The sequence below is a fragment of the Catellatospora bangladeshensis genome (assembly GCF_016862575.1).
GTDB classification, from domain to species: Bacteria; Actinomycetota; Actinomycetes; order Mycobacteriales; family Micromonosporaceae; genus Catellatospora; species Catellatospora bangladeshensis.
Genome location: NZ_BONF01000019.1, coordinates 48765 through 67879, shown reverse-complemented (window position 1 = coordinate 67879; position 19115 = coordinate 48765). Strand labels below are relative to the sequence as shown.

Genomic DNA, 19115 nt, shown 5'->3' with positions numbered 1-19115 from the left:
AACCTAAGGGATCGAAGCCCACCGCACCAGCCTGTCCCAGGTGGAGGTCACCACCAGGACAGGCTGTCCTGCCAGCCGCCGAGAGCACGGCCTGGATCGTCCTGCAGGACGCGGTCCAGGACGGTGGCGTACACGTCCCGGAAGTCCGTGGTGAACTTCAGGTCGCCGTCGTCGAGGTCGGTCAGGCTGGGCTGCTCGCCGTACAGGCCGCCGGGCACCGACTCGCCCAGCAGGAACACGTTGGACGCGGTGCCGTGGTCGGTGCCGTCGGAGGCGTTGGCCCGCACCCGCCGCCCGAACTCGGAGTAGATCAGCACCACCACGTCCCTGCCCGCCGGGTGCGCGTTGATCCGCTGGTAGAACGCGGTCACGCCCCGGTCCAGGTAGGACAGCAGCGTCTCCTGCAGGTTGCGCTCGTCGGCGTGGGTGTCGAAGCCGCCCAGCGACACGGAGAAGACCCGGGTGGCCACGCCCGCCTCGATGCACTGCGCCACCAGGCCGAGCTGCGCCTGCAGCCCGGCCAGGCCGCCGGTGCCGGTCGCGGCGGGGGTGTCGTCGCCCCCGTCGGTGCCGTCCTCCTCGTCGGCGGCGTCCTTCACCTGCTGCGCCATCTCGCGTACGCGGGCCAGGTCGCCGAAGCACGCCGCGGCGCGGGCCTGCAGCGGCGGCTCACCGGCGGCGGGCGCGGCGAGCCCGGCGAGCACGTCGGCGGTGACCGCCTTGGGCAGCTTCGCGTCGGCCGCGCCGATGACCGCCCCGGCACAGTTCTGCCCGGCCAGCAGCGGCGGCAGCACCTTCTCGAACGACACGGCCAGCCGCGGGTCGGCGCCCGCGCCGTCGAGCCAGCGGCCGATCCAGCCGGTGTTGCCGGGCCGCTCGGGGGAGGCGGTCTGCCAGATGTCCATGGAGCGGAAGTGGCTGCGGTCGGGCTTGGGGTAGCCGACGCCGCGCACGATCGCCAGCCGCTTCGTGCCGAACAGCCCGTGCAGGCCCTTCAGCCCCGGGTTCAGGCCGGTGCCGTCGTCGAGGCGGAGCACCTCGCCGCCGTCGTACGCCAGCTCCGGCCGCGCGTCCTGGTACGCCTTGTCGGCGTGCGGGACCACGGTGTTGAGGCCGTCGTTGCCGCCGTACAGCGTGATCACGACCAGGGTCTTCGCGCCCTCGGGCCGCTCGCCTGCGGTGTCGAACAGATCGGTGAGGCTCAGCGTGGCGGCGCCGGCCGCCAGCGCGCCGCCGCCGACCACCCCGCTGGCGATCAGGAACCTGCGCCGGGTCGTCTTGTCCATGGCCGTTCCTCCCCGGGTCTCAGTGGACGGTGTACTCGGGGCTGATCAGCCCCAGCACGGTCAGCCTGCGTACGTCCTCGGCGGCCTCGGCCAGCACCGCGCGGGTGCGGTCGGTCCACGCGTCCACCACCAGCAGGCGGGCCAGCGCCTCCGGCCGCCCGGCGGCGGGCGCGGCGGACAGCCGCTCGGTGAACGCGGGGCTCGCCGCGGCGGCCAGCGCCTGCGCCAGCTGCACCTTCGTCTGCGTGCTGAACGTGTTGAGCCACGCGGTGCCCGACGGCCACCCGCCGACGCTCGGCGGCCGGAACGGCACCTGGTCGAGCCGGCTGAGCCCCTGGTAGACCTGCTTGCGCTGCTTCATCCCGGCCGCGGTGCCGGCCGCGCCGAGCTGGCGCACCGCGCCCACCAGCCACTCCACCGGCTGCTTGACCAGCTGCCCGCCGGTGCCGCCGAACGCCTCGTCGGTGAGCAGCGCCCGCAGCAGCGCGGACACGTCGCGCCCGGCGAACGCGGCGGACAGCCGGTCGCGCACCGCGTCGGGCATGGGCTCGCCGGAGGCGAACCGGAACCACAGCCGCGCGGGCAGGAACGTGGCCGCCGCGGGCTGGTCCAGCAGGATCGCGGCCAGGCCGTCGGCGTCCAGGGGGCCGGTGCGCCCGAGCACCGTCTTGTCCGTCCTGTCGTGCCGCGCGGGCTGGAACACGGCCTTGCCGGTGTCCCGGTTGACGGTCCAGCCGGTCAGCGCCCGCGCCGCGGCCTTCACGTCGGCCTCGGTGTACGCGCCGATGCCCAGCGTGAACAGCTCCATCAGCTCGCGGGCCAGGTTCTCGTTGGGCGCCTTGCGGGTGTTGCGCTGCCCGTCCAGCCAGTGGATCAGCGCCGCGTCACGCAGCATGGCCCGCACCAGGCCGCCGAAGTCCCCGCGCCCTTCGCGCCGGAACACCTGCTGCTGGGCCAGCATCAGGTGCGCCGAGTTGACCTTCTGCACGCTGGTCGCCCAGTGCCCGTGCCAGAAGAACACCAGCTTCTCGCCGAACTGGTGCTCGGCCGCGATCATGCGGTCCACCCACCAGTGCGTCAGCTCCTGCACCTGCGCCTTACGCGCCTGCCGCGCCTTCTGCCGCTGCTCCCGCGAGGCGCCCTTGACCAGGCTCTGATACGGATCCGCCCCCAGCTCCGGCACCGGCGTACGCGCCGCCCCGGCGTCGTCTCCGCCGGGTTTCAGCAGCCGCTCGACGGTCGCCGCGTACCCGTCGCGCTCGGCCCGGTCCACCTCATCGGCGGTCGGCCCGAACGTCGCCCGCCGCAGCAGGTGCGCGACCCTCTCACGCTCACCCATACCCCGATCCTAAAAGCACAAAGATCAGCCCCACCCCCGCGCGATGTTCGAGCAACGTAAAGTCCCGCCCCGCCCGCCCAACACCACGACGATCTTGCGTGAACTGTGGGTGCGACACGCCCCTTTCGGACATATCCCTAACAGTTCACGCAAGATCGTCGCGATCTTGGGCGGTGCGGTCAGTGGGCCGCCTCGCGGTTGTAGCGGGAGCGGGCCCAGAAGAAGCAGAGGACGGTGAGGGCTGTGCACCAGGCGGTGGCGAGCCAGGCGCTGTTGCCGATGCCGGTGCCGAGCAGGAGGCCGCGGATGGTCTCCATGACGGGGGTGAAGGGCTGGTATTCGGCGGCCAAGCTCACTCCGGTGGGCATCGAGTCGGTGGGGACGAAGCCGCTGCCCAGGAAGGGGAGCAGGATCAGCGGCATGGGCAGGTTGCTGGCCGACTCGACGGTGCGCGCGGTCAGGCCGCAGGCCACGCCGAACCAGATCACGGCCAGCGAGACCAGGGTCAGCATGCCGGTGGCGGCGAGCCACTCGACCGGTGTGGCGTTCGGGCGGAAGCCGACGAGCAGCGCTACGCCGATCACGACGGCCAGGGCGAGCAGCATCTGCGCCAGGTTGCCGATGACGTGGCCGGTCAGCACCGAGGGCCGGAAGATGGCCATGGTGCGGAACCGGTTGATGATGCCCTCGGTCATGTCCTGCGCCACCCCGATCGCGGTGAGCTGTGCGATGCTCGCGATGGCCAGCAGCAGGATGCCGGGCGTGACGTAGTTGGCGTACGCGGCCCGGCCGCCGCCCGCCGCGATGCCGTCGCCCAGCGTGCCGCCGAAGACGTACACGAACAGCAGCAGCATGATCACGGGGATGCCGACCAGGAAGCCGATCAGCGGGTAGCGGCGGGCGCGCAGCAGGTAGCGCCGCAGCATGGTGGTGGAGTCGCGCAGGGCGTAGGTGGTCATCGGGGGTTTGCTCCTTCCAGGGCGGCGGCGTCGGGGCGGCCGGTGAGGGTGAGGAAGACGTCGTCCAGGTCGGGGGTGTGCACGGTCAGCTCGGCGACCTCGACGGCCGCGCCGTCGAGCCGGTCCAGCACCTCGCGCAGCGAGCGCACCCCGCCGTCGCTGGGCACCTGCAGGGTGAGCGCGTCGTCGTCGCGGGTGACCGGGCCCAGCGCGCGGGCGGCGGACTCCAGCTCGGCCAGGGCGGCGAAGCGCAGCCGGATGTGCCCGCCGGGGATGAGCCGCTTCAGCTCGGCGGGGGTGCCCTCGGCGACGATGCGGCCGTGGTCGAGCACCGCCACCCGGTCGGCGAGCTGGTCGGCCTCCTCCAGGTACTGCGTGGTGAGCAGGATGGTGACGCCTCCGGCGACCAGCTCGCGGATGCTGTCCCACATGGTGCGGCGGCTGCGCGGGTCCAGGCCGGTGGTCGGCTCGTCGAGGAACACCACGCGCGGGTCGCCGACCAGGGTCATCGCCAGGTCGAGCCGCCGGCGCATGCCGCCGGAGTAGGTCACCACCGGCTTGTCGGCCGCCTCGGTGAGGTCGAACCGGGCCAGCAGTTCGGTGACGCGGCGGCGGCCCTCCCGCCGGTCCAGGTGGTTCAGGTCGGCCATGAGGGCCAGGTTCTCCCGGGCGGTGAGGTAGCCGTCCACGGCGGAGAACTGGCCGGTGAGGCCGATCGCGGCGCGCACCGCGTCGGGGTCGGCCGCCGGGTCGTGCCCGGCCACCCGCAGCTGGCCCGCGTCGGCGCGCAGCAGGGTGGACAGGATGTGCACGGTGGTGGTCTTGCCGGCGCCGTTCGGGCCGAGCAGGGCGTAGACGGTGCCCGCGGGCACGGTCAGGTCGAGGCCGGCCAGCACGGTCTTGGCGCCGTACGCCTTACGCAGGCCGCGTACCTCGATGGCGGGGGTGGGCATGGCGGTGTCCTCTCAGGATCGGTGGATGGTGATGTCGCCCCAGTGGGTGCGGGCCCGCACCTCGACGCGCTCGTCGGTTTCGGCGGGACCGGCCGCGCTGTCCAGGGAGTTGCGGACCGCGCCGGAGGTGCGCAGGTCGAGCCAGGCGGCGGTGCCGTGCGGGATGCCGATCTCCAGGCGGCCCGCGGCGGTCACCAGCGACACCGAGCCGCGTACGGCGGACCCGACGCGGATGTCCCCGTGGGCGGTCTGCGCGGTGACCCCGCCCAGCGCCCGCTCCACGGTGATGGAGCCGCTCGCGCCGTTGATCCGGGCCAGGCCGGTGACCTCGCCGAGCACGCTCTCCCCGTTGGAGCTCTTGACCACGGCGTCGCCGTCGACCCGGCCGAGCCGGATCCGCCCGGTGCCGGTGGACACCGTGGCGTCGCCGAGCACGTGCTCGGCGCTGATGTCGCCCGCGCCGGTCTCCGCGCGCAGCGGGCCGGTCTCGTCGAACCGGATCCGGCCGTACCCGCTCTGGTAGCGGCACGACCCGAGCGGGCCCTCGGCGGTCAGCTCGCCGATCCCGGCGTCGCCGTCCACCGACGAACCGGCGGGCAGCGCGATGTCCACCTCGATGGAGCCGGGGCGGCCCCACATGGAGTTGAGGTGCTTGGGGGTGCGGATCAGCAGCCGGCCGTCGGCGTACTCGACGCGGGTCTCCTCGGCGGCCTTGGCGGCCTTGGTGCTGTTGTTGGCCGGGCGCACCTCGACCACGGTGTCGGTGCGCTCGCCCGCGGTGATGCGCACGTCGGCGGCGAGCAGGCTCAGCGTCACGGCGACGGGCTGCGGGGTGTCGAAAACGGGCATGGTGGAGCCCTCCCTCGGGTCTGGTCGATCAGGTGGGGCCGCCGGACGGCGGGTACGTCTGCGCGCCGGAGCGCGTGTCGGGGCGGCGGGCTAGCGCACCCAGCCCGTGAAGCGCTGGCCGAGGTCGGGGCCGCGTTCGGCCGTGCCGCGCCGTTCGGCGGGTCCGTCCAGGGCGCCCGCGGCGGCCCGCACCAGCCAGGTGTTGACCGACAGGCGTTCGCGCCCGGCGGCCTCCTCGATGCGGGTCTTCAGGTCGTCGGGCAGGCGCAGGTTGATCCGCGAGGTGGCGGCGCCGCCGGCGGCCTCGTCCCAGGCGGGGGCCGGGGCGGCCGGCGCGGTCTCGGGCTCGGCCTGCGGCAGGTGCACCACGAAGCCGGGGTTCACCCCGCGCAGCCGTACGTCGACGGAGCCGGGAGCCAGGTCCCGGGTGATCTCGTCGGCCGCGGCGGACAGGGCCTCCAGCAGGGTGAGCCGGATGGCCGACTCCAGCGGGGCGGTGAGGCGCTCGGCCAGCGCGCGGGCCTCCGCGCCACCGGCCTCGGCGGCGACGGCCAGCTCGGCGCGCAGCTTCTCGACATACGGCGTCAGGTCCATGGCATCACTATGGCATCATCATGGCACCACGTGCAACCATTATGGCGCGCCATGGTGTCATCGGTGGCGTCGTCGCAGGTTCAGCTGATCGTCGGAGGTTGAGGTACCCGGGGCAGGGTGACGAGCCACGGGGGTCGCCGATACCCTCTCCGGATGTGCAGGCGGGCGGTGGGTCCGTCGGCCATGCCGCGTACCCCCGCGTGGCATGGCTCATCCGCCGGCATCGCTTTCGCGATCTATGGAGGATGACGTATGTCTCTGGGCGAGCAGCACGGCCAGCGTGACGACCTGGCCGCACGGCCGAACTTCGAGGTCACCCTGCGCGGGTACGACAAGCGCCAGGTCGACCACTACCTCGCGCAGCTCGACAGCGAGATGTCGACGCTGTCGGCCGAGCGCGAGCGCGCCGTAGTGCAGGTCCGCGAGCTGACCGAGCGGCTCAAGCGGCAGCACACCGACCTGGCCGAGCTGGCCGAGCTGCGCCAGCGCCCGCCGCAGGTGGAGCGGGCCTCGTTCCGCCACCTGGGCCCGATGGTGGACCAGATCCTCGACCTGGCCGAGAAGCAGGCCGAGCAGATCACCACCACCACGGCGCAGCAGATGCAGCACCACAAGGCCGAGGCGGAGAAGATCCTCGCCGAGGCACAGGAGCGGGCCGACCGGATGCGGGCCGACAGCGAGGCCGCCATGGAGCGCGCCGAGCACGAGCTGAAGCGGGTGCAGGAGGCAAACGCCCAGCAGGCCGAGCACGCCCAGGCCGAGGCCGAGGCGATGGTCGAGGCGGCCCGGGTGCGCATGCAGCAGGAGATCGAGGCGGCGCGGGCGCAGACCCAGCAGGAGATCTCGCAGTGGAAGGCCAATGTCGAGCGCGAGCTCGGCGAGCTGCGGTCCAGCGCCGAGCGGGAGATCGCCGGGCAGCGCACCGCCACCAACCAGAAGAACGCCGCGCTGCAGGCCGAGGCCCAGCAGTACGCCACCGACCTGCGCCGCCGCGCCGACGACCAGAACGCCGCGCACCAGCAGCAGCTGACCGTGGTGCAGCAGGAGATCCGGGCCCGCCGCCAGGCGCTGGCCCAGTTGCAGGCCGAGCTGGACATCGCGCAGCAGCGCCTGGTGCAGTCGCGCCAGGAGGGCGCCGTCGCCGAGCGTGAGGTGGCCCAGCTCCAGCAGCGCCTGTCCGAGATCAACAAGGACCTGCACACCGAGATGCAGCGCCTGGACGAGGCGCGCCGCGCGGCCGAGTCGGCCGAGCGCCACGCCGTCGCGGTGCGCGCCCGGGTGCAGCGTGAGGCCGAGCGGGTGGCCAACCTGGCCGCCGCCGCCGTGATGGCCGCCGCCGTCGGTGGCGTGGAGACGGGGGAGTACCCGCGGGTGCAGGTGCGCCAGCAGGGCTCCGCGCGGCACTCCGCGGCGGAGGTCGACGTCGAGGACGTGGCCGCGGCCGTGGTGCCGGACATCGCCGAGCACGTCGCCGCCGAGATCGTCGCCGAGGCGCTCGACGCCGCCCACGAGGAGCAGGACGAGCCGGAGGCGCACCAGCCGCACGACGGCCACCCGCTGCACGACGAGCGCGAGGAGCCCGCCGCCGAGCAGCACGAGGAGTACGAGCAGGGTCAGGGCGCCGAGCACGAGGAGCAGCGGCACGCCGAGCACAACGGCCGCCACAACGGCCACCCGATCCCCGTGCAGCGCGCGGCGGAGGAGCGGGTCGGCGCCGAGTAGCAGCAGCTCACGAAGGCCCGTTCGCTTCCTGCGAGCGGGCCTTCGGCATACCCCCGATTCTCGGTATGTGGGAATTAATAGTAAGGCTTATTGACTGTTAATTATCGAGCGGCGACGATCCAGGAACCCTCCATGCTCCCCGTCCTCAGAACGGAGCAGCTCGATATGAACAGATTGCGCGCCGCCGCCGCGGCCGCCGCGACCGCCCTGGTCGCCGCCCTTGCCGTCACCGCCCTGCAGACCCCCGCCAGCGCCGCCGAGGTGCTCGTCAACGGTGGTCTGGAGTCGGGTTCGCTCTCCCCGTGGAGCTGCACCGGCGGGCTCGGCAGCGTGGTGTCGACCCCGGTCCGCACCGGCACCAAGGCGCTGCAGGGCGCCGCCAGCGCCGCCGACAACGCCAAGTGCACGCAGACCGTGTCCGTGGTGTCCGGCACCCAGTACACGCTGTCGGCGTGGGTGCGGGGCAACTACGTCTACCTCGGCGTGAACGGCGGCACTGCCACCTGGACCCCGAGCGCGGCCAACTGGACCCAGCTCACCCTGACCTTCACCGCCGCCAGCAGCTCGATCCAGGTGTACCTGCACGGCTGGTACGGCCAGGGCACCTATTTCGCCGACGACATCTCGCTGCAGGGGCAGGGCGGCACCGGGCCGCAGGTCCCGGGCGCGCCCGGCAACCCGTCGGCCGGCTCGATCACCAACACCTCGGTCGCCCTGTCCTGGGGCGCCTCCTCCGGCACCGTGAGCGGCTACCGGGTGTACGAGGGCAGCACCGTCGTCTCCTCGCCCACCGGCACCTCGGCCACCATCAGCGGCCTGGGCGCATGCACCACGCACACGTACTCGGTCGCCGCGTACAACAGCGCGGGCGAGTCGGCCCGCTCCGGCTCCGTCACGGTGACCACCACCGGCTGCGGCACCGGCGTGCCCGGCGTGCCCGGCGACTTCCGGGTCACCGGCGCCACCGACACCTCGCTGTCGCTGGCCTGGAACGCCTCTTCCGGCACCGTCACCGGCTACCGCGTGTACGAGGGCAGCACCCTGCGCACCACCGTCACCGGCCTGGCCGCCACGCTGTCCGGCCTGGGCACCTGCTCCAGCCACACGTACACGGTGCGCGCCTACAACGGCACCGGCGAGTCGGCCGCGGCGACCGTGTCCGGCACCACCACCGGCTGCACCACCGGCACCCTGCCCAAGCACCTGCTCACCGGGTACTGGCAGAACTTCGTCAACGGGGCCACCCCGCTGCGCCTGTCGTCGGTGCCGACCACGTACGACATCGTCGCGGTCGCCTTCGCCGACGCGGTCGCCGGCACGCCCGGCGCGGTGAGCTTCCACGTGGACGCGGGGCTCTCCTCCGCGCTGGGCGGCTACACCGCCGCGCAGTTCAAGGCGGACGTGGCCACGCTGAAGTCGCGCAACCAGAAGGTGATCCTGTCCGTCGGCGGCGAGCTGGGCAGCGTCTCGGTCAGCAGCTCGGCGGCCGCGACCAACTTCGCCAACACCCTCTACAACCTGATCACCGAGTACGGCTTCAACGGCGTCGACATCGACCTGGAGAACGGCCTCAACGCCACGTACATGGAGCAGGCGCTGCGCAACCTGCGCTCGCGCGTGGGCAGCGGCCTGATCATCACGATGGCGCCGCAGACGATCGACATGCAGTCGACCGGGGCGGGCTACTTCAGCCTGGCGCTGGCCATCAAGGACATCCTGACCATCGTGCACACCCAGTTCTACAACTCGGGCAGCATGCTGGGCTGTGACCAGCAGTTCGCGTACTCGCAGGCCACGATCAACTTCCTCACCGCGCTCGCCTGCATCCAGCTGCAGAGCGCGCTGCGGCCGGACCAGATCGCGCTCGGCCTGCCCGCCACCACCCAGGCGGCAGGCGGCGGCTACGTCAGCCCGACCGTCGTCAACAACGCGCTCAACTGCCTGGCGGCCGGCACCAACTGCGGCAGCTTCGTCCCGCCCGCGCGCTGGCCCTCCATCCGCGGCGCCATGACGTGGTCGATCAACTGGGACGCGTCCAACGGCTACAACTTCGCCAACACCGTCCACAACCACCTCGTCACCATGCCGTGACGAAAGGAAGGGCACCTTCTTATCGCTATATGTATAAGAAGGTGCCCTTCCTAACCTTCTGTCGTCGGCTAGTTGTCAGTGCTGGATCTTGATTTGGTGGCGGGTGGTCGGCAGCATTTCGGCCATGACGCTCCGGGCACCCCTCGCCGCACTGGTCCTCGCGACCGCGCTCGCCACCGCCGCCTGCACGGGCGAGACCCCCTCCGCCACCTCCCCGGCGCCCAGCGGCACCACGGGCGCGACCATCGCCGCCGCCGACCCGCCCGCCGCCGGCGACCGCGACGCCTGCCTGGCCGGCAAGTGGTCGGCCGACGTCGACGCCATGGCCAAGAACGTGTCCAAGATGGGCGGCATGACGAACGCGACCGGCTCCGGCACCGGCAACCTCACGCTGGAGTTCGGCGACCAGATGACCATCACGTACGACGACGTGGTCTTCTCGCTCACCATGGAGATCTCCGGCTCGAAGGCCGTCGGCAAGAACACCGTGAACGGCTCCGCGACCAGCACCGAGTACCACGCCAAGGACGGGAAGATCACGGGTGTGATGCCCGGCGGGAAGATCTCCACGAAGACCGTCGTGGTCCTCAACGGCGTCGAGACGCCGACGACCACGGGCGGCTACGACGGCAACCTCGACCTGTCCAAGGGCACCCTGGCCTACACCTGCTCGGGTGGCACGGCGACGCTGAACAACGGCTTCTTCGCCATGCCGCTGAAGAAGATCTCCTGATCCGTCGCGCTCCGGCACCGGCCCGTCCGTCATCCAGGCGGGCCGGTGCCGTCGGCGGACCTCAGCCGATCTCGGCGACCACGTTGCCGTCCGCGTCGCGGATCTGCGAGCGCACGATCCGCACCACCAGCCCCGGCGCCCCGGGCACGGTGTACGTGCCCGCGACCGGGCGCAGCGTCTCGGCCAGCGCCACGGCCGCGCCGGCGGGCAGCACCACCTCGATCGCGCCGTCGCCCACCTCCGCGACGCCGTACGCGTCCCCGGTCCGGAACAGCACGGCCCCGTCGGGCCCGTCGACGACCAGCCCCCGGTCGTAGGCCAGCCGCGCGCCCAGCACCCCGGCGAGCCGCGTCGCCGCGTTGGCGCCGAACCGGACGGTGGTGACCCCGCCTTCGGACTGCCAGCCGACGTCCGACACGAACAGCGCGCCGGTCGACGAGCCGTCGCGGCGCACCCCCTCCTCGATCGCGGCCGCGATGCCCGGTTCGCCGGTGAGGTCGCCCCGGTCGAGGTCGGTGACGAGCAGCGGCAGCCGGGGCAGCAGCACGTCGAGCAGCCGGGCGGTGTCCCAGCGCTCGATGACGGCGTACTCCTCCAGCGTCAGGCCCACGACCTGCAGGAACACGACCCGCCCGTGCGGGGTGTCGATGGCGCCGAGTTCGGGGTCCTCGGCGAAGGCCGCCGCCTGGATCGCCGTGTCCGGCCGGGCGAGCGAGATCGGGCCGTTCAGGTTCAGGTGGTGCCCGGGGCCGAAGACGTTGCCCGAGTTGAACACGTACCGCCCGAGGTTCTGCAGCAGGCTGACGGCCCAGAGCGGCGGGTCCTCGTCACCGGGCGCGCGGGCCACCCGGAAGGTGAACTCGAAGCCCCAGCCCGACTGGTCGGGATCCTCCCACTCCTTGGTGTAAAGCTCGGACATGCCGAAGCTGACCAGGTGCCAGTGGTCGTCGCGGCGGTAGACGCTGACGCCGTCCAGCGGATCCGGCCCGCCTATCCGCCACTTGATCATCGTGCCGTAGTGCAGCGGCTCGACGCCGGGGTAGAGCGGGGCGAGCGCGGCGTCGATGGCGTCCCAACCGGGGTAGGTCTCGTCGTCGGTCATGGGCGGTCAATCTACGGGTGGTTCCCGACATCGGGGGTATGGGTTGCATGCGTACCCCGCGACGTGCATACTCAACTTGTCGGTTGATTAACCGAACGGTTGAATAGAGAGGCGGTCATGGACCGACTGAGCCTGGTCTTCGCGGCGCTGGCCGACCCGACCCGCAGGGCGATCCTCGCCCGGCTGGCCGACGGCGAGGCCACCGTGAACCAGCTCGCCGAGCCGTTCCCGATCAGCCTCCAGGCGGTCTCCAAGCACCTCAAGGTGCTGGAGCAGGCGGGCCTGATCACCCGCGGCCGGGACGCGCAGTGGCGCCCCTGCCGGCTGGAGGCGGCCCCGCTGCGCGACATCGCGGACTGGGCTGACCAATACCGGCGCTTCTGGGATGAGCGCTACGACAGGCTGGACGAGTACCTGCGGACCCTGCAGGAACAGGGTCCCGACACCGAGGAGAAGTGAGATGGGCGAGGCCAAGACCCTGGACGTCAAGCTGCAGGGCGACCTGGAGATCGTGATGACGCGCAGCTTCGACGCGCCGCTGGAGCTGGTCTGGGAGGTGCACACCAAGCCCGAGCACCTGAAGAAGTGGTGGGCGCGCGGGCACGAGGCCGACATCACCGAGCACGACTTCCGGCCCGGCGGCAAGTGGCGCATCGTCGAGCACGGCGACAACGGCGAGGAGTGGGCCTTCCGCGGCGAGATCCGCGAGATCGTCCCGCTGGAGCTGATCGTGCAGACCTTCGAGTTCGAGGGCATGCCCGGCCACATCTCGGTCGAGCGGCTCGTCTTCGAGTACAAGGACGGCAAGACCGTGCTGACCGGCACGTCCACCTTCGCCAACAGGGAGGACCGCGACGGCATGGTCGCCTCCGGCATGGAGGGCGGCGCCAACGAGTCCTACCAGGCCCTGGACGCGTACCTGAAGACGCTGGCCTGAGCCCGGCGCGGCGGCCCCGCCGACGGCACCCGCCGCCGGCGGGGCCGCGCCGTATCAGGTGGCGGCGCGGTCAGTTGCGCGCGCCGCCGAAGCCGAGCAGGGCGGCCAGGCCCAGGGCGCTGCGCGGGGCGTACGGCATCGTCCACAGCCCGCCGTGCGCGGCGCCCGCCGCCTCCTCCTGCCACACGTGCTCGCGCACCGGCGGGGGATTGCGCAGGTCGTGCACGAGCAGCGCGGCCATCAGCGTGTTGCTGGCAGCCGGGTCGAACACCTCCACCCCGAACGCCGGGGCTCCCGCGTAGGCCGCGGCCAGCACCCGGTTCTTCACCACCGATCGGGTACGCGTCGGCGGCGCCACCGTGAAGCTCACCGTCGCGCCCTGCTCCCGCGCCGTCGCGGCCCGCCACCGCTGCAGGCGCTTGGCCAGCGCGTAGTTCGGCCCCTGCTGCGCCACGAGGCTGTCGCACACGCCCGGATCGGCGTCCGGCGGGTAGTTGCGCCGCAGCAGCCGCCCCGCCGACACCATCCGCAGCGGGCCGCGCAGCGTCCGCAGCACGCCGCCCGCCTCCCGGTACTTCGCGTCCGCGTGCGCCACCGCCTCGGCCGGCACGGCGAACACGTCCGTCGGCGTGGCCAGGAACGCCAGCGCCGTGTCCGGCCGGCTCGCGCGCAGGTGCTCGGTCAGCGCGTCCACCGCGGTGCACACCCGGAGATTGGTCGCGCCGTCGGCGTAGACGTAGTTGCCGACGGCGAGCCTGCCCTCGACCCCGAGCAGCCACTCGGCCACGACGGGCAGGTCGTGCAGGAGATCCGCTCCCGCCACCTCGGCCAGGTCGGCACGGTTCTGCTTCGCCGCCGCGACCGGCACGTGCAGCCGCCCGCCGTAGCGCGACGCGGTCTGCAGCAGGTTGCGCCACAGCCCCGGCCGGGGCAGGTCCACCGCGACCACGTCGCCGCCCCAGCGCAGCAGCGAATGGGTCGGGCCCATCTCCGCGCCCGCGCCCAGCGCCACCACGCGCACATCGGACAGGTCCAGCCAGTCCGGGTTCGCCAGCACCGCGCGCACCGCCTCGGCGCAGCCCGGCTCGATCACCCCGGCCGTCACCCAGGCGTCGAGCCGGCGGGCCAGCGCGTCGCCGCGCAGCCGCTCGCCGCGGTACGGCACGGACAGCTCGCGCTCCACCTCGCCGTCGCCGGTCACCGTCACCGTGTCCAGCCGCTCGCCGGGCTCCGGCGCGCGGGCGAAGGCGTCGCGCAGGCCCACCTCGCCGTCGGCGTACACCACCCGCATCCGGTCGTGCAGGGACGCCAGGCCCGCGGCCGCGCTGCGCCGCGCGGCCCCGCCGTCGGCCAGGCCCGCCTCCACCAGCCGCCGGAAGTGCACCAGGTAGTCGGCGCGCCAGTTGGTCTCGTGCTCGGCCGCCCGCGCGCCGATCGGGTCGATCTCGCGCAGGGCGTCGGCGACCACCGCCCGCCCCAGCGCGGACGTGCTGCGGCCGGTGCCGCTGCTGACGGGGAAAACCACCCCGGACGATGCCATGCTGCTGCGCCTCCTTCGCCGGCCGGTGCGGCCGCCGTGCGCCGCGGACACTAGCCGGTGACCCACCGGTCGGCAACGACCGGCCGCGCGGTGCACGCCGTGCCGCAGCGGCCGCCTAGAACGGCCAGCAGTCGCTGTCACCCGCCTCGACCAGCGGGATCATCCGGAAGGCGGCGTCGCTCAGCCCGCCGAACGTGTGCCGGTGCGCGCCCGACGGCGCGTGGCCGAGGCGGTAACCGGCCAGGTTCCACGTGTACACGGGCACCCGGCCCGGCACCGAGGCCGCCACGTTGCGGTCGCCGTGCCAGGACGCCTGCTCGTCGGTCAGGATGACCACCCGGTCGTGCCCGTCGTAGTGCCGCTGGACCGCCGCCCGGGTCTCGGTGCCCTGCCCGAGGAAGTAGCCGTCCTTGAACCGGTCCAGCCCGGACAGTAGCGACTCGCCCGCCACCTCCGGGAAGGCCCGGCTGCCCGTGGAGAACGACACCACCGTCGGCTCGGCCGCCCGCGCGGCCACGGCCAGGCCGAACACCGCCGCGGCGTCCCAGAACAGCAGCGAGCCGTCCTTGCTGAACGGCATCGACATGGAGCCCGAGGTGTCGATGAGGATCAGCACCCGCCCGTCCAGCGCGGGCACGTTGACCAGAGCATGCTGCAACGCGGACGCGAGCGGCTCCGCCCAGCGCGGGCTCGGCGCCGCCCGGTACGCCGACAGGAAGCGCATCGGCAGCACCCGGGCGCGGGCCACCTCGGCCGGGTCCGACAGACGCGCGGCGACCACCGCGGCCGTGTCGTCGCCGACCCCGGCCTCGTCGAAGTTGCGCAGGTTGCGCAGCAGCGCGAAGTAGCCCATGTTCGGGATCATCGACGTCCAGGCCGCCGCGTCCATCGTGGACTGCCGCCAGCCCGCCAGCGCCTCCCAGGTCATGCCGGCACGGGCCAGCACCGCCGGGTCGGTGACCGCACGCCGCTGCTCGACCGGCGTGGCCATCAGCTCGGCCCGCGCCCGGACCACCGGCAGCGTGTCGGGCACACCGCGGTCACGGCCCAGGCACCGGTCGACGGCGTGGCGGAACAGGTCACCCTGCCACGGCGCGACCGCGACCGGGTGGGTCAGCCGGACCACGTCCCCGAAACGCACCGCGGCCCCCGCGCTGTCGTACTTGAGCAGGTTCTTCTCCGTGTAGAGGCGGCGCACGGCGTCGGCGACGCCCCGCTTCACCGGCTTCGGGATGGTCCGGCCGTGCCGGGACAGCCAGTACGCCAGCGCCTCGCCGGGCTCGTCGGCCCGCTGCAGCGCGGCGTCCACCAGCGCACGCGAACCCGGGATGCCCGCCTGCACCTGCGCGTACGCGCCCTCCAGCGCCGCCACGACCGACGCCGAGCGCAGCATCGCGCCGAGCCGCAGCCACGGCACGAACCGGGCGAACCATTCGGCGTCGGTGACCGCGACGGTGCGCACCAGCTCGCGGAAGCGCTCGTGACGGCCGCCCGCCCGCTCGTAGAAGGCGTCCTCGCCCACCATGTACGACACCGCGAGCAGGTACAGCTCCAGGCGGGGCGTGCGGACGAAGCCCGGCGCGCCCTCCTCGGTCACCCACTGCGGGACGATCCGCCGTGCGCCGCCCGCCGCCGTCCGCAGCGGCACCACGGTGACCTCTTCGAGCTCGTGACGGTTCTCGCGCACCTTGAAGTTGAACCGGGCCAAAAGGACGTCCCCCATCCGGCGCCGGAACGGTCACGGCGCACCACACACCCGAAATCACGATCGACGGCGACACTGTGCTGCTCTGTCGCCTGAGCGGCGCGGACCGGCGGTCTACGGACCCCGGCCCCTGGCCCGGTGGACGGCTCGCCCACGGACGGGATTGCGGCGTGACGGCACCTCCCGAGACAAGGTGGGCGACGGCGTCTTTGTTCGAGGAAGTAGCCGTCACCAGCGCACCGGGAGGTGTGCGGGAGAAGCTATCGGCGTACCGGTTCGTGGCGCAATCGATTTATCTTTTCCTGGTCGCGCGGTGCGGCGTCCGGGTATGCCTGCCAGGTCCGCCGGACGCGGCGGCACTGCTCGTCGTCCATGGAAGGAGGGTGTGAGGTGCTGCGACGACGGCCGGCCGTGTCGGGGGTGCCGATCTGGCTGCTGGACATCGACGGTGTCATCAACGCGGTGACCGACGAGCCGGACCGGCGGGTGTGGCCCGAGCAGGAGTGGATCCGGACCACCGCACCCAGCAACCACGACCTCGAGTGGCCCATCCTGGCCGCGACCCCGGTCCTGGACTTCCTGCGCCGGGTCCACGAGCAGGGCCGGGCCGAGATCTGGTGGCACAGCACGTGGCAGCACAACTCGGTCAACGTGGGCACCGCGCTCGGCCTGCCGGTGTGGCCGGTGCGGGAAAGCCCCGAGTTCGGCACCCAGGAGACCGAGCTGGCCACCCCGCTGGCCCGGACCCGGCAGACCTGGTGGAAGCTGCCCGCCGCACAGCGGGTGCTCGCGCAGGGACGGCCGCTGCTGTGGACCGACGACGACGCACGCCGCCAGCTGCGGGCGGCGGACACCCGCCCGTGGGGCGCCAGCGCACTGGTGGTCGCCCCGCCGGTGGAAGCCGGCCTGACGCCGCGCCAGCTGCGCCGCATCGACCGCTGGCTCACCAACTGGTCCTGACCCGGCTCCCCGACCGTCACGGCGGGCGCCGGGACGTATCGCTTCGGCCGGCGTCCGGCTGCCACCATGCCCGGACGGCCCGCTGGCTACGATGACGTCTGCTGCTCAGCAGGGCAAAGGCCGACACGGGGGAGGGGCGCGCGGTGGGTTCGTTCGCGGTCGACACCGGGGTGCTCGACGACCCCGCCGGAGCGGCGCTGGCCGGGCCGCACGCGGGCTTCGTCCGCAGGCGGGGCCGGGCCGCCTGCTACGACCCGGAGGTGACGCCGTTCGCCGCGCTGCCCCAGGGCGCGCAAGCGCAGGACTGGGCTGATCTGGCGGCGCTGATCGGCGCCGACGGCCGGGCCGTGGTCATCGGCGACCACCCGGTGCCGGACGGCTGGCAGGTCGGCTGGCAGGACGAGGTCGTGCAGCTCGTCGACGCCGGGGTCGAGGTCGTCGGTGAGCCCGAGGCGGTGCGGCTCGGCCCCGCCGACGTGCCGGAGATGCTGGACCTGGTCTCCCGCACCCGGCCCGGACCCTTCCTGCCCCGCACCATCGAGATGGGCACCTACCTGGGCGTACGCCGCGACGGCAGGCTCGTGGCGATGGCGGGCGAGCGCATGCACCCGCCGGGGTTCACCGAGCTGAGCGCGGTCTGCACCGATCCGGAGTACCGCGGCCAGGGCCTGGCGACCCGGCTGATCCGGGCCGTCGCGGCCGGGGTGCGCGAGCGCGGCGAGACGCCGTACCTGCACGCGGCCAGCGACAACACCGGCGCGATCCGGCTCTACGAGGCGATGGGCTTCGCGGTGCGGCGCAGCCTCACCTTCGCCGTGGTCCAGCCTCCGGCGAGCTGACCGGCAGCCCGGCGACCCACGCGTCCAGCTCCTCGGGCGTGCTGAACAGCAGCACCCGGGGGCCAGGCGAGGCGGCCGCCCACTGCCGCATCCGGCGGCGCTTGCGGCCGAACGAGCCGAGATGCCACAGGATGATCGACTCGGAGGACAGCACGCTGCTCAGCGTCTCGCGGTTGCCGTTGCAGATCGTCTCGCCGGTGGACACCAGGCGCGCGGTCCGGCGCAGCAGCCGCCGCAGCGTCAGCCAGCGCCCGAAGTCCAGCCCGACGATCAGGTCGGCCGAGGCCATCGGGATGTCGAGCCAGTCGCGGTACGCCCCGTCGAGGATCCAGGACTTCCGGCGGCACAGCTCGGCGATGCGCTCGCGCTGGACCCGCATCGGCACCTCGCGCCAGCCCGGCTCCCAGGTCAGGTCGTCGACGGGCCGCCAGGCGATGCCGAGCAGCCGGGACAGGCGCGCGGCCAGGGTGGTCTTGCCGGAGCCGTACACCCCGTAGATCAGGATCCGCGAGGGCAGCGGTTCAGCGGGAGTCACGCGCCGAGCGTAGTAGCCGGGCGCACCTGCTCACCCGGCGCGCAGGTGGCCGGCCAGGTCGTCGATGCCGGTGTAGAGGTAGGCGGTCTGGTAGGCGGGGTTGCCGAACAGGCGGGCCTCGCCGCGATGGACCGCGAGCAGCGTGCGATCGCCGTGCCACCACTCGTCGGCCAGGCCGTCCACCTCGCGTACGCGCCGCAGGCCGTACCGCTCCGGCAGCTCGTCGACGCGGGGGCCGGTGGCCAGGCCGACGTCGGCGGGCAGGGCGGCGGCGAGGTGGCCCAGGGCGGCGGCCTCGACCCAGCCGTCCACCGAGCCGTGCAGCGGCACCCAGGCGTCCCCGCCGTGGATGCCGAAGCGGCCCTGGCCGTCGACCCGGAACGTGTACGCGTTCGCCCCGCGCGCCGGTCCGGCGGCGAAGCCGTCGTGCTCGGTGAGCGCGGCCGCGTCGAGCAGCCGCGGGCCGCCGTCGTACTCGGCGGTGGGCGGCAGGGCCAGGCCGCCCCAGCGCATCTGGAACTCGGCCAGCGGCTCGATCGCGGCGTCCGGGCGGCCCTGCCGGTGCCAGTGGCGGCGGTGCTGGTCGGCGGTCCACACCTGGTGGCGTACGCCGTGGGCGGCCAGGTAGGCGCGGGCCCGCGGGCTGAGCCTGCCCGGGGCGTCCAGGATGTGCCGCACCCTGCGCACCACCGGGACAGGCTACCGCTCGCCGCCGACGGTCAGGCCGTGGCGCGAACCGTGAAGGAGCACCACGGCGCCCACGCCGACACCTGCGTGCCGTCCTCGGCGCGCACCCGCCAGCGGTATTCGCCGTCGGCGAGCACGCCCGGCGCGACGGTGTAGGCCAGCACGTAGTCGCTGAAGCGCGGCGCGAGCACGCTGAGGAACGCCTCCCCGGCTGTCGTAAGGGGACGTCAAGAAACGGTGCGCCCCGTGCCGCGAGGGCACGGGGCGCACCGGGTTGAGGAGGT

19 protein-coding genes are annotated in these 19115 nt (G+C 73.2%); 7 read left to right on the top strand and 12 right to left on the bottom strand.

Translation table 11 applies throughout. From position 1 onward, the window contains the following. Positions 1-47: 47 nt before the first annotated feature. From Cba03nite_RS17715 to Cba03nite_RS17690, 6 genes are all read right to left on the bottom strand, one after another. A complete protein-coding gene (locus Cba03nite_RS17715) occupies positions 48-1286 on the bottom strand; it encodes a DUF1501 domain-containing protein (RefSeq protein ID WP_203747106.1) in 1239 nt (412 codons plus the stop codon). 19 nt (positions 1287-1305) lie between these two features. Further along, complete coding sequence (locus tag Cba03nite_RS17710) at positions 1306-2625, bottom strand: DUF1800 domain-containing protein (RefSeq protein ID WP_203747104.1); 1320 nt, start codon at positions 2623-2625, stop codon at positions 1306-1308. 179 nt (positions 2626-2804) lie between these two features. Next, positions 2805-3584 carry an ABC transporter permease gene (locus Cba03nite_RS17705; RefSeq protein ID WP_203747102.1) on the bottom strand — a complete coding sequence of 260 codons (780 nt, stop codon included), beginning with the start codon at positions 3582-3584 and terminating at the stop codon, positions 2805-2807. Beyond that, entirely contained in the window at positions 3581-4537 is a 957-nt protein-coding gene (locus Cba03nite_RS17700) for an ATP-binding cassette domain-containing protein (RefSeq protein WP_203747100.1), read from the bottom strand. The genes Cba03nite_RS17705 and Cba03nite_RS17700 overlap by 4 nt, the downstream gene beginning before the upstream one ends. A gap of 12 nt (positions 4538-4549) precedes the next feature. Then, positions 4550-5386, bottom strand: a complete 837-nt coding sequence (locus tag Cba03nite_RS17695; RefSeq protein WP_203747098.1) for a DUF4097 family beta strand repeat-containing protein — start codon at positions 5384-5386, stop codon at positions 4550-4552. A 90-nt stretch (positions 5387-5476) separates the two neighbouring features. Beyond that, positions 5477-5980: a hypothetical protein gene (locus tag Cba03nite_RS17690; RefSeq protein WP_203747095.1), complete on the bottom strand. Its 504-nt coding sequence runs from the start codon at positions 5978-5980 to the stop codon at positions 5477-5479. 252 nt (positions 5981-6232) lie between these two features. On the opposite strand from Cba03nite_RS17690, the gene Cba03nite_RS17685 reads away from it, so the two are divergent. The 3 genes from Cba03nite_RS17685 to Cba03nite_RS17670 all read left to right on the top strand — a co-directional run bounded on the left by Cba03nite_RS17685 (position 6233) and on the right by Cba03nite_RS17670 (position 10526). After that, positions 6233-7702 carry a DivIVA domain-containing protein gene (locus Cba03nite_RS17685; RefSeq protein WP_203747092.1) on the top strand — a complete coding sequence of 490 codons (1470 nt, stop codon included), beginning with the start codon at positions 6233-6235 and terminating at the stop codon, positions 7700-7702. A 165-nt stretch (positions 7703-7867) separates the two neighbouring features. Next, positions 7868-9793: a fibronectin type III domain-containing protein gene (locus Cba03nite_RS39830; protein ID WP_239125820.1), complete on the top strand. Its 1926-nt coding sequence runs from the start codon at positions 7868-7870 to the stop codon at positions 9791-9793. Positions 9794-9917: 124 nt separating this feature from the next. Continuing rightward, positions 9918-10526: a hypothetical protein gene (locus Cba03nite_RS17670; RefSeq protein ID WP_203747089.1), complete on the top strand. Its 609-nt coding sequence runs from the start codon at positions 9918-9920 to the stop codon at positions 10524-10526. Between the two features lie 61 nt (positions 10527-10587). Here the strand turns inward: Cba03nite_RS17670 and Cba03nite_RS17665 are convergent, their stop codons facing one another. Continuing rightward, the gene (locus Cba03nite_RS17665) at positions 10588-11628 is read right to left on the bottom strand and encodes a suppressor of fused domain protein (protein ID WP_203747086.1); all 1041 of its coding nucleotides are present in this window, start codon (positions 11626-11628) and stop codon (positions 10588-10590) included. A gap of 117 nt (positions 11629-11745) precedes the next feature. On the opposite strand from Cba03nite_RS17665, the gene Cba03nite_RS17660 reads away from it, so the two are divergent. Together Cba03nite_RS17660 and Cba03nite_RS17655 are read left to right on the top strand one after the other, a co-directional pair. Next, complete coding sequence (locus tag Cba03nite_RS17660) at positions 11746-12087, top strand: ArsR/SmtB family transcription factor (protein ID WP_203747083.1); 342 nt, start codon at positions 11746-11748, stop codon at positions 12085-12087. 1 nt (position 12088) lies between these two features. Continuing rightward, a complete protein-coding gene (locus tag Cba03nite_RS17655) occupies positions 12089-12565 on the top strand; it encodes an SRPBCC family protein (RefSeq protein WP_203747080.1) in 477 nt (158 codons plus the stop codon). Between the two features lie 70 nt (positions 12566-12635). Here Cba03nite_RS17655 and Cba03nite_RS17650 read toward each other — a convergent pair whose 3' ends face one another. Continuing rightward, complete coding sequence (locus tag Cba03nite_RS17650) at positions 12636-14105, bottom strand: hypothetical protein (RefSeq protein ID WP_239125819.1); 1470 nt, start codon at positions 14103-14105, stop codon at positions 12636-12638. Positions 14106-14220: 115 nt separating this feature from the next. Further along, a complete protein-coding gene (locus tag Cba03nite_RS17645) occupies positions 14221-15792 on the bottom strand; it encodes a vWA domain-containing protein (protein ID WP_203747077.1) in 1572 nt (523 codons plus the stop codon). A 408-nt stretch (positions 15793-16200) separates the two neighbouring features. Here Cba03nite_RS17645 and Cba03nite_RS17640 point away from each other — a divergent pair, with 408 nt between their 5' ends. After that, positions 16201-16770, top strand: coding sequence for an HAD domain-containing protein (locus Cba03nite_RS17640; protein ID WP_203747073.1), 570 nt, complete (start codon positions 16201-16203; stop codon positions 16768-16770). 143 nt (positions 16771-16913) lie between these two features. Continuing rightward, the gene (locus tag Cba03nite_RS17635; protein WP_239125818.1) at positions 16914-17609 is read left to right on the top strand and encodes a GNAT family N-acetyltransferase; all 696 of its coding nucleotides are present in this window, start codon (positions 16914-16916) and stop codon (positions 17607-17609) included. Here the strand turns inward: Cba03nite_RS17635 and Cba03nite_RS17630 are convergent. Genes Cba03nite_RS17630 through Cba03nite_RS17620 form a run of 3 tightly spaced genes read right to left on the bottom strand, consistent with a single transcriptional unit; the run spans position 17575 to position 19022 of the window. Beyond that, positions 17575-18144: a P-loop NTPase family protein gene (locus tag Cba03nite_RS17630; protein ID WP_239125817.1), complete on the bottom strand. Its 570-nt coding sequence runs from the start codon at positions 18142-18144 to the stop codon at positions 17575-17577. The genes Cba03nite_RS17635 and Cba03nite_RS17630 overlap by 35 nt on opposite strands. A 30-nt stretch (positions 18145-18174) precedes the next feature. Further along, entirely contained in the window at positions 18175-18834 is a 660-nt protein-coding gene (locus Cba03nite_RS17625; RefSeq protein WP_203747071.1) for a hypothetical protein, read from the bottom strand. Between the two features lie 29 nt (positions 18835-18863). After that, the gene (locus Cba03nite_RS17620; RefSeq protein WP_203747069.1) at positions 18864-19022 is read right to left on the bottom strand and encodes a hypothetical protein; all 159 of its coding nucleotides are present in this window, start codon (positions 19020-19022) and stop codon (positions 18864-18866) included. Positions 19023-19115 lie beyond the last annotated feature (93 nt).

Excerpts from the sequence above, each read along its gene's own strand:
- Cba03nite_RS17715 (WP_203747106.1), bottom strand. The coding sequence starts at position 1,286 with ATGGACAAGACGACCCGGCGCAGGTTCCTGATCGCCAGCGGGGTGGTC.
- Cba03nite_RS17710 (WP_203747104.1), bottom strand. The coding sequence starts at position 2,625 with ATGGGTGAGCGTGAGAGGGTCGCGCACCTGCTGCGGCGGGCGACGTTC.
- Cba03nite_RS17705 (WP_203747102.1), bottom strand. The coding sequence starts at position 3,584 with ATGACCACCTACGCCCTGCGCGACTCCACCACCATGCTGCGGCGCTAC.
- Cba03nite_RS17700 (WP_203747100.1), bottom strand. The coding sequence starts at position 4,537 with ATGCCCACCCCCGCCATCGAGGTACGCGGCCTGCGTAAGGCGTACGGC.
- Cba03nite_RS17695 (WP_203747098.1), bottom strand. The coding sequence starts at position 5,386 with ATGCCCGTTTTCGACACCCCGCAGCCCGTCGCCGTGACGCTGAGCCTG.
- Cba03nite_RS17690 (WP_203747095.1), bottom strand. The coding sequence starts at position 5,980 with ATGGACCTGACGCCGTATGTCGAGAAGCTGCGCGCCGAGCTGGCCGTC.
- Cba03nite_RS17685 (WP_203747092.1), top strand. The coding sequence starts at position 6,233 with ATGTCTCTGGGCGAGCAGCACGGCCAGCGTGACGACCTGGCCGCACGG.
- Cba03nite_RS39830 (WP_239125820.1), top strand. The coding sequence starts at position 7,868 with ATGAACAGATTGCGCGCCGCCGCCGCGGCCGCCGCGACCGCCCTGGTC.
- Cba03nite_RS17670 (WP_203747089.1), top strand. The coding sequence starts at position 9,918 with ATGACGCTCCGGGCACCCCTCGCCGCACTGGTCCTCGCGACCGCGCTC.
- Cba03nite_RS17665 (WP_203747086.1), bottom strand. The coding sequence starts at position 11,628 with ATGACCGACGACGAGACCTACCCCGGTTGGGACGCCATCGACGCCGCG.
- Cba03nite_RS17660 (WP_203747083.1), top strand. The coding sequence starts at position 11,746 with ATGGACCGACTGAGCCTGGTCTTCGCGGCGCTGGCCGACCCGACCCGC.
- Cba03nite_RS17655 (WP_203747080.1), top strand. The coding sequence starts at position 12,089 with ATGGGCGAGGCCAAGACCCTGGACGTCAAGCTGCAGGGCGACCTGGAG.
- Cba03nite_RS17650 (WP_239125819.1), bottom strand. The coding sequence starts at position 14,105 with ATGGCATCGTCCGGGGTGGTTTTCCCCGTCAGCAGCGGCACCGGCCGC.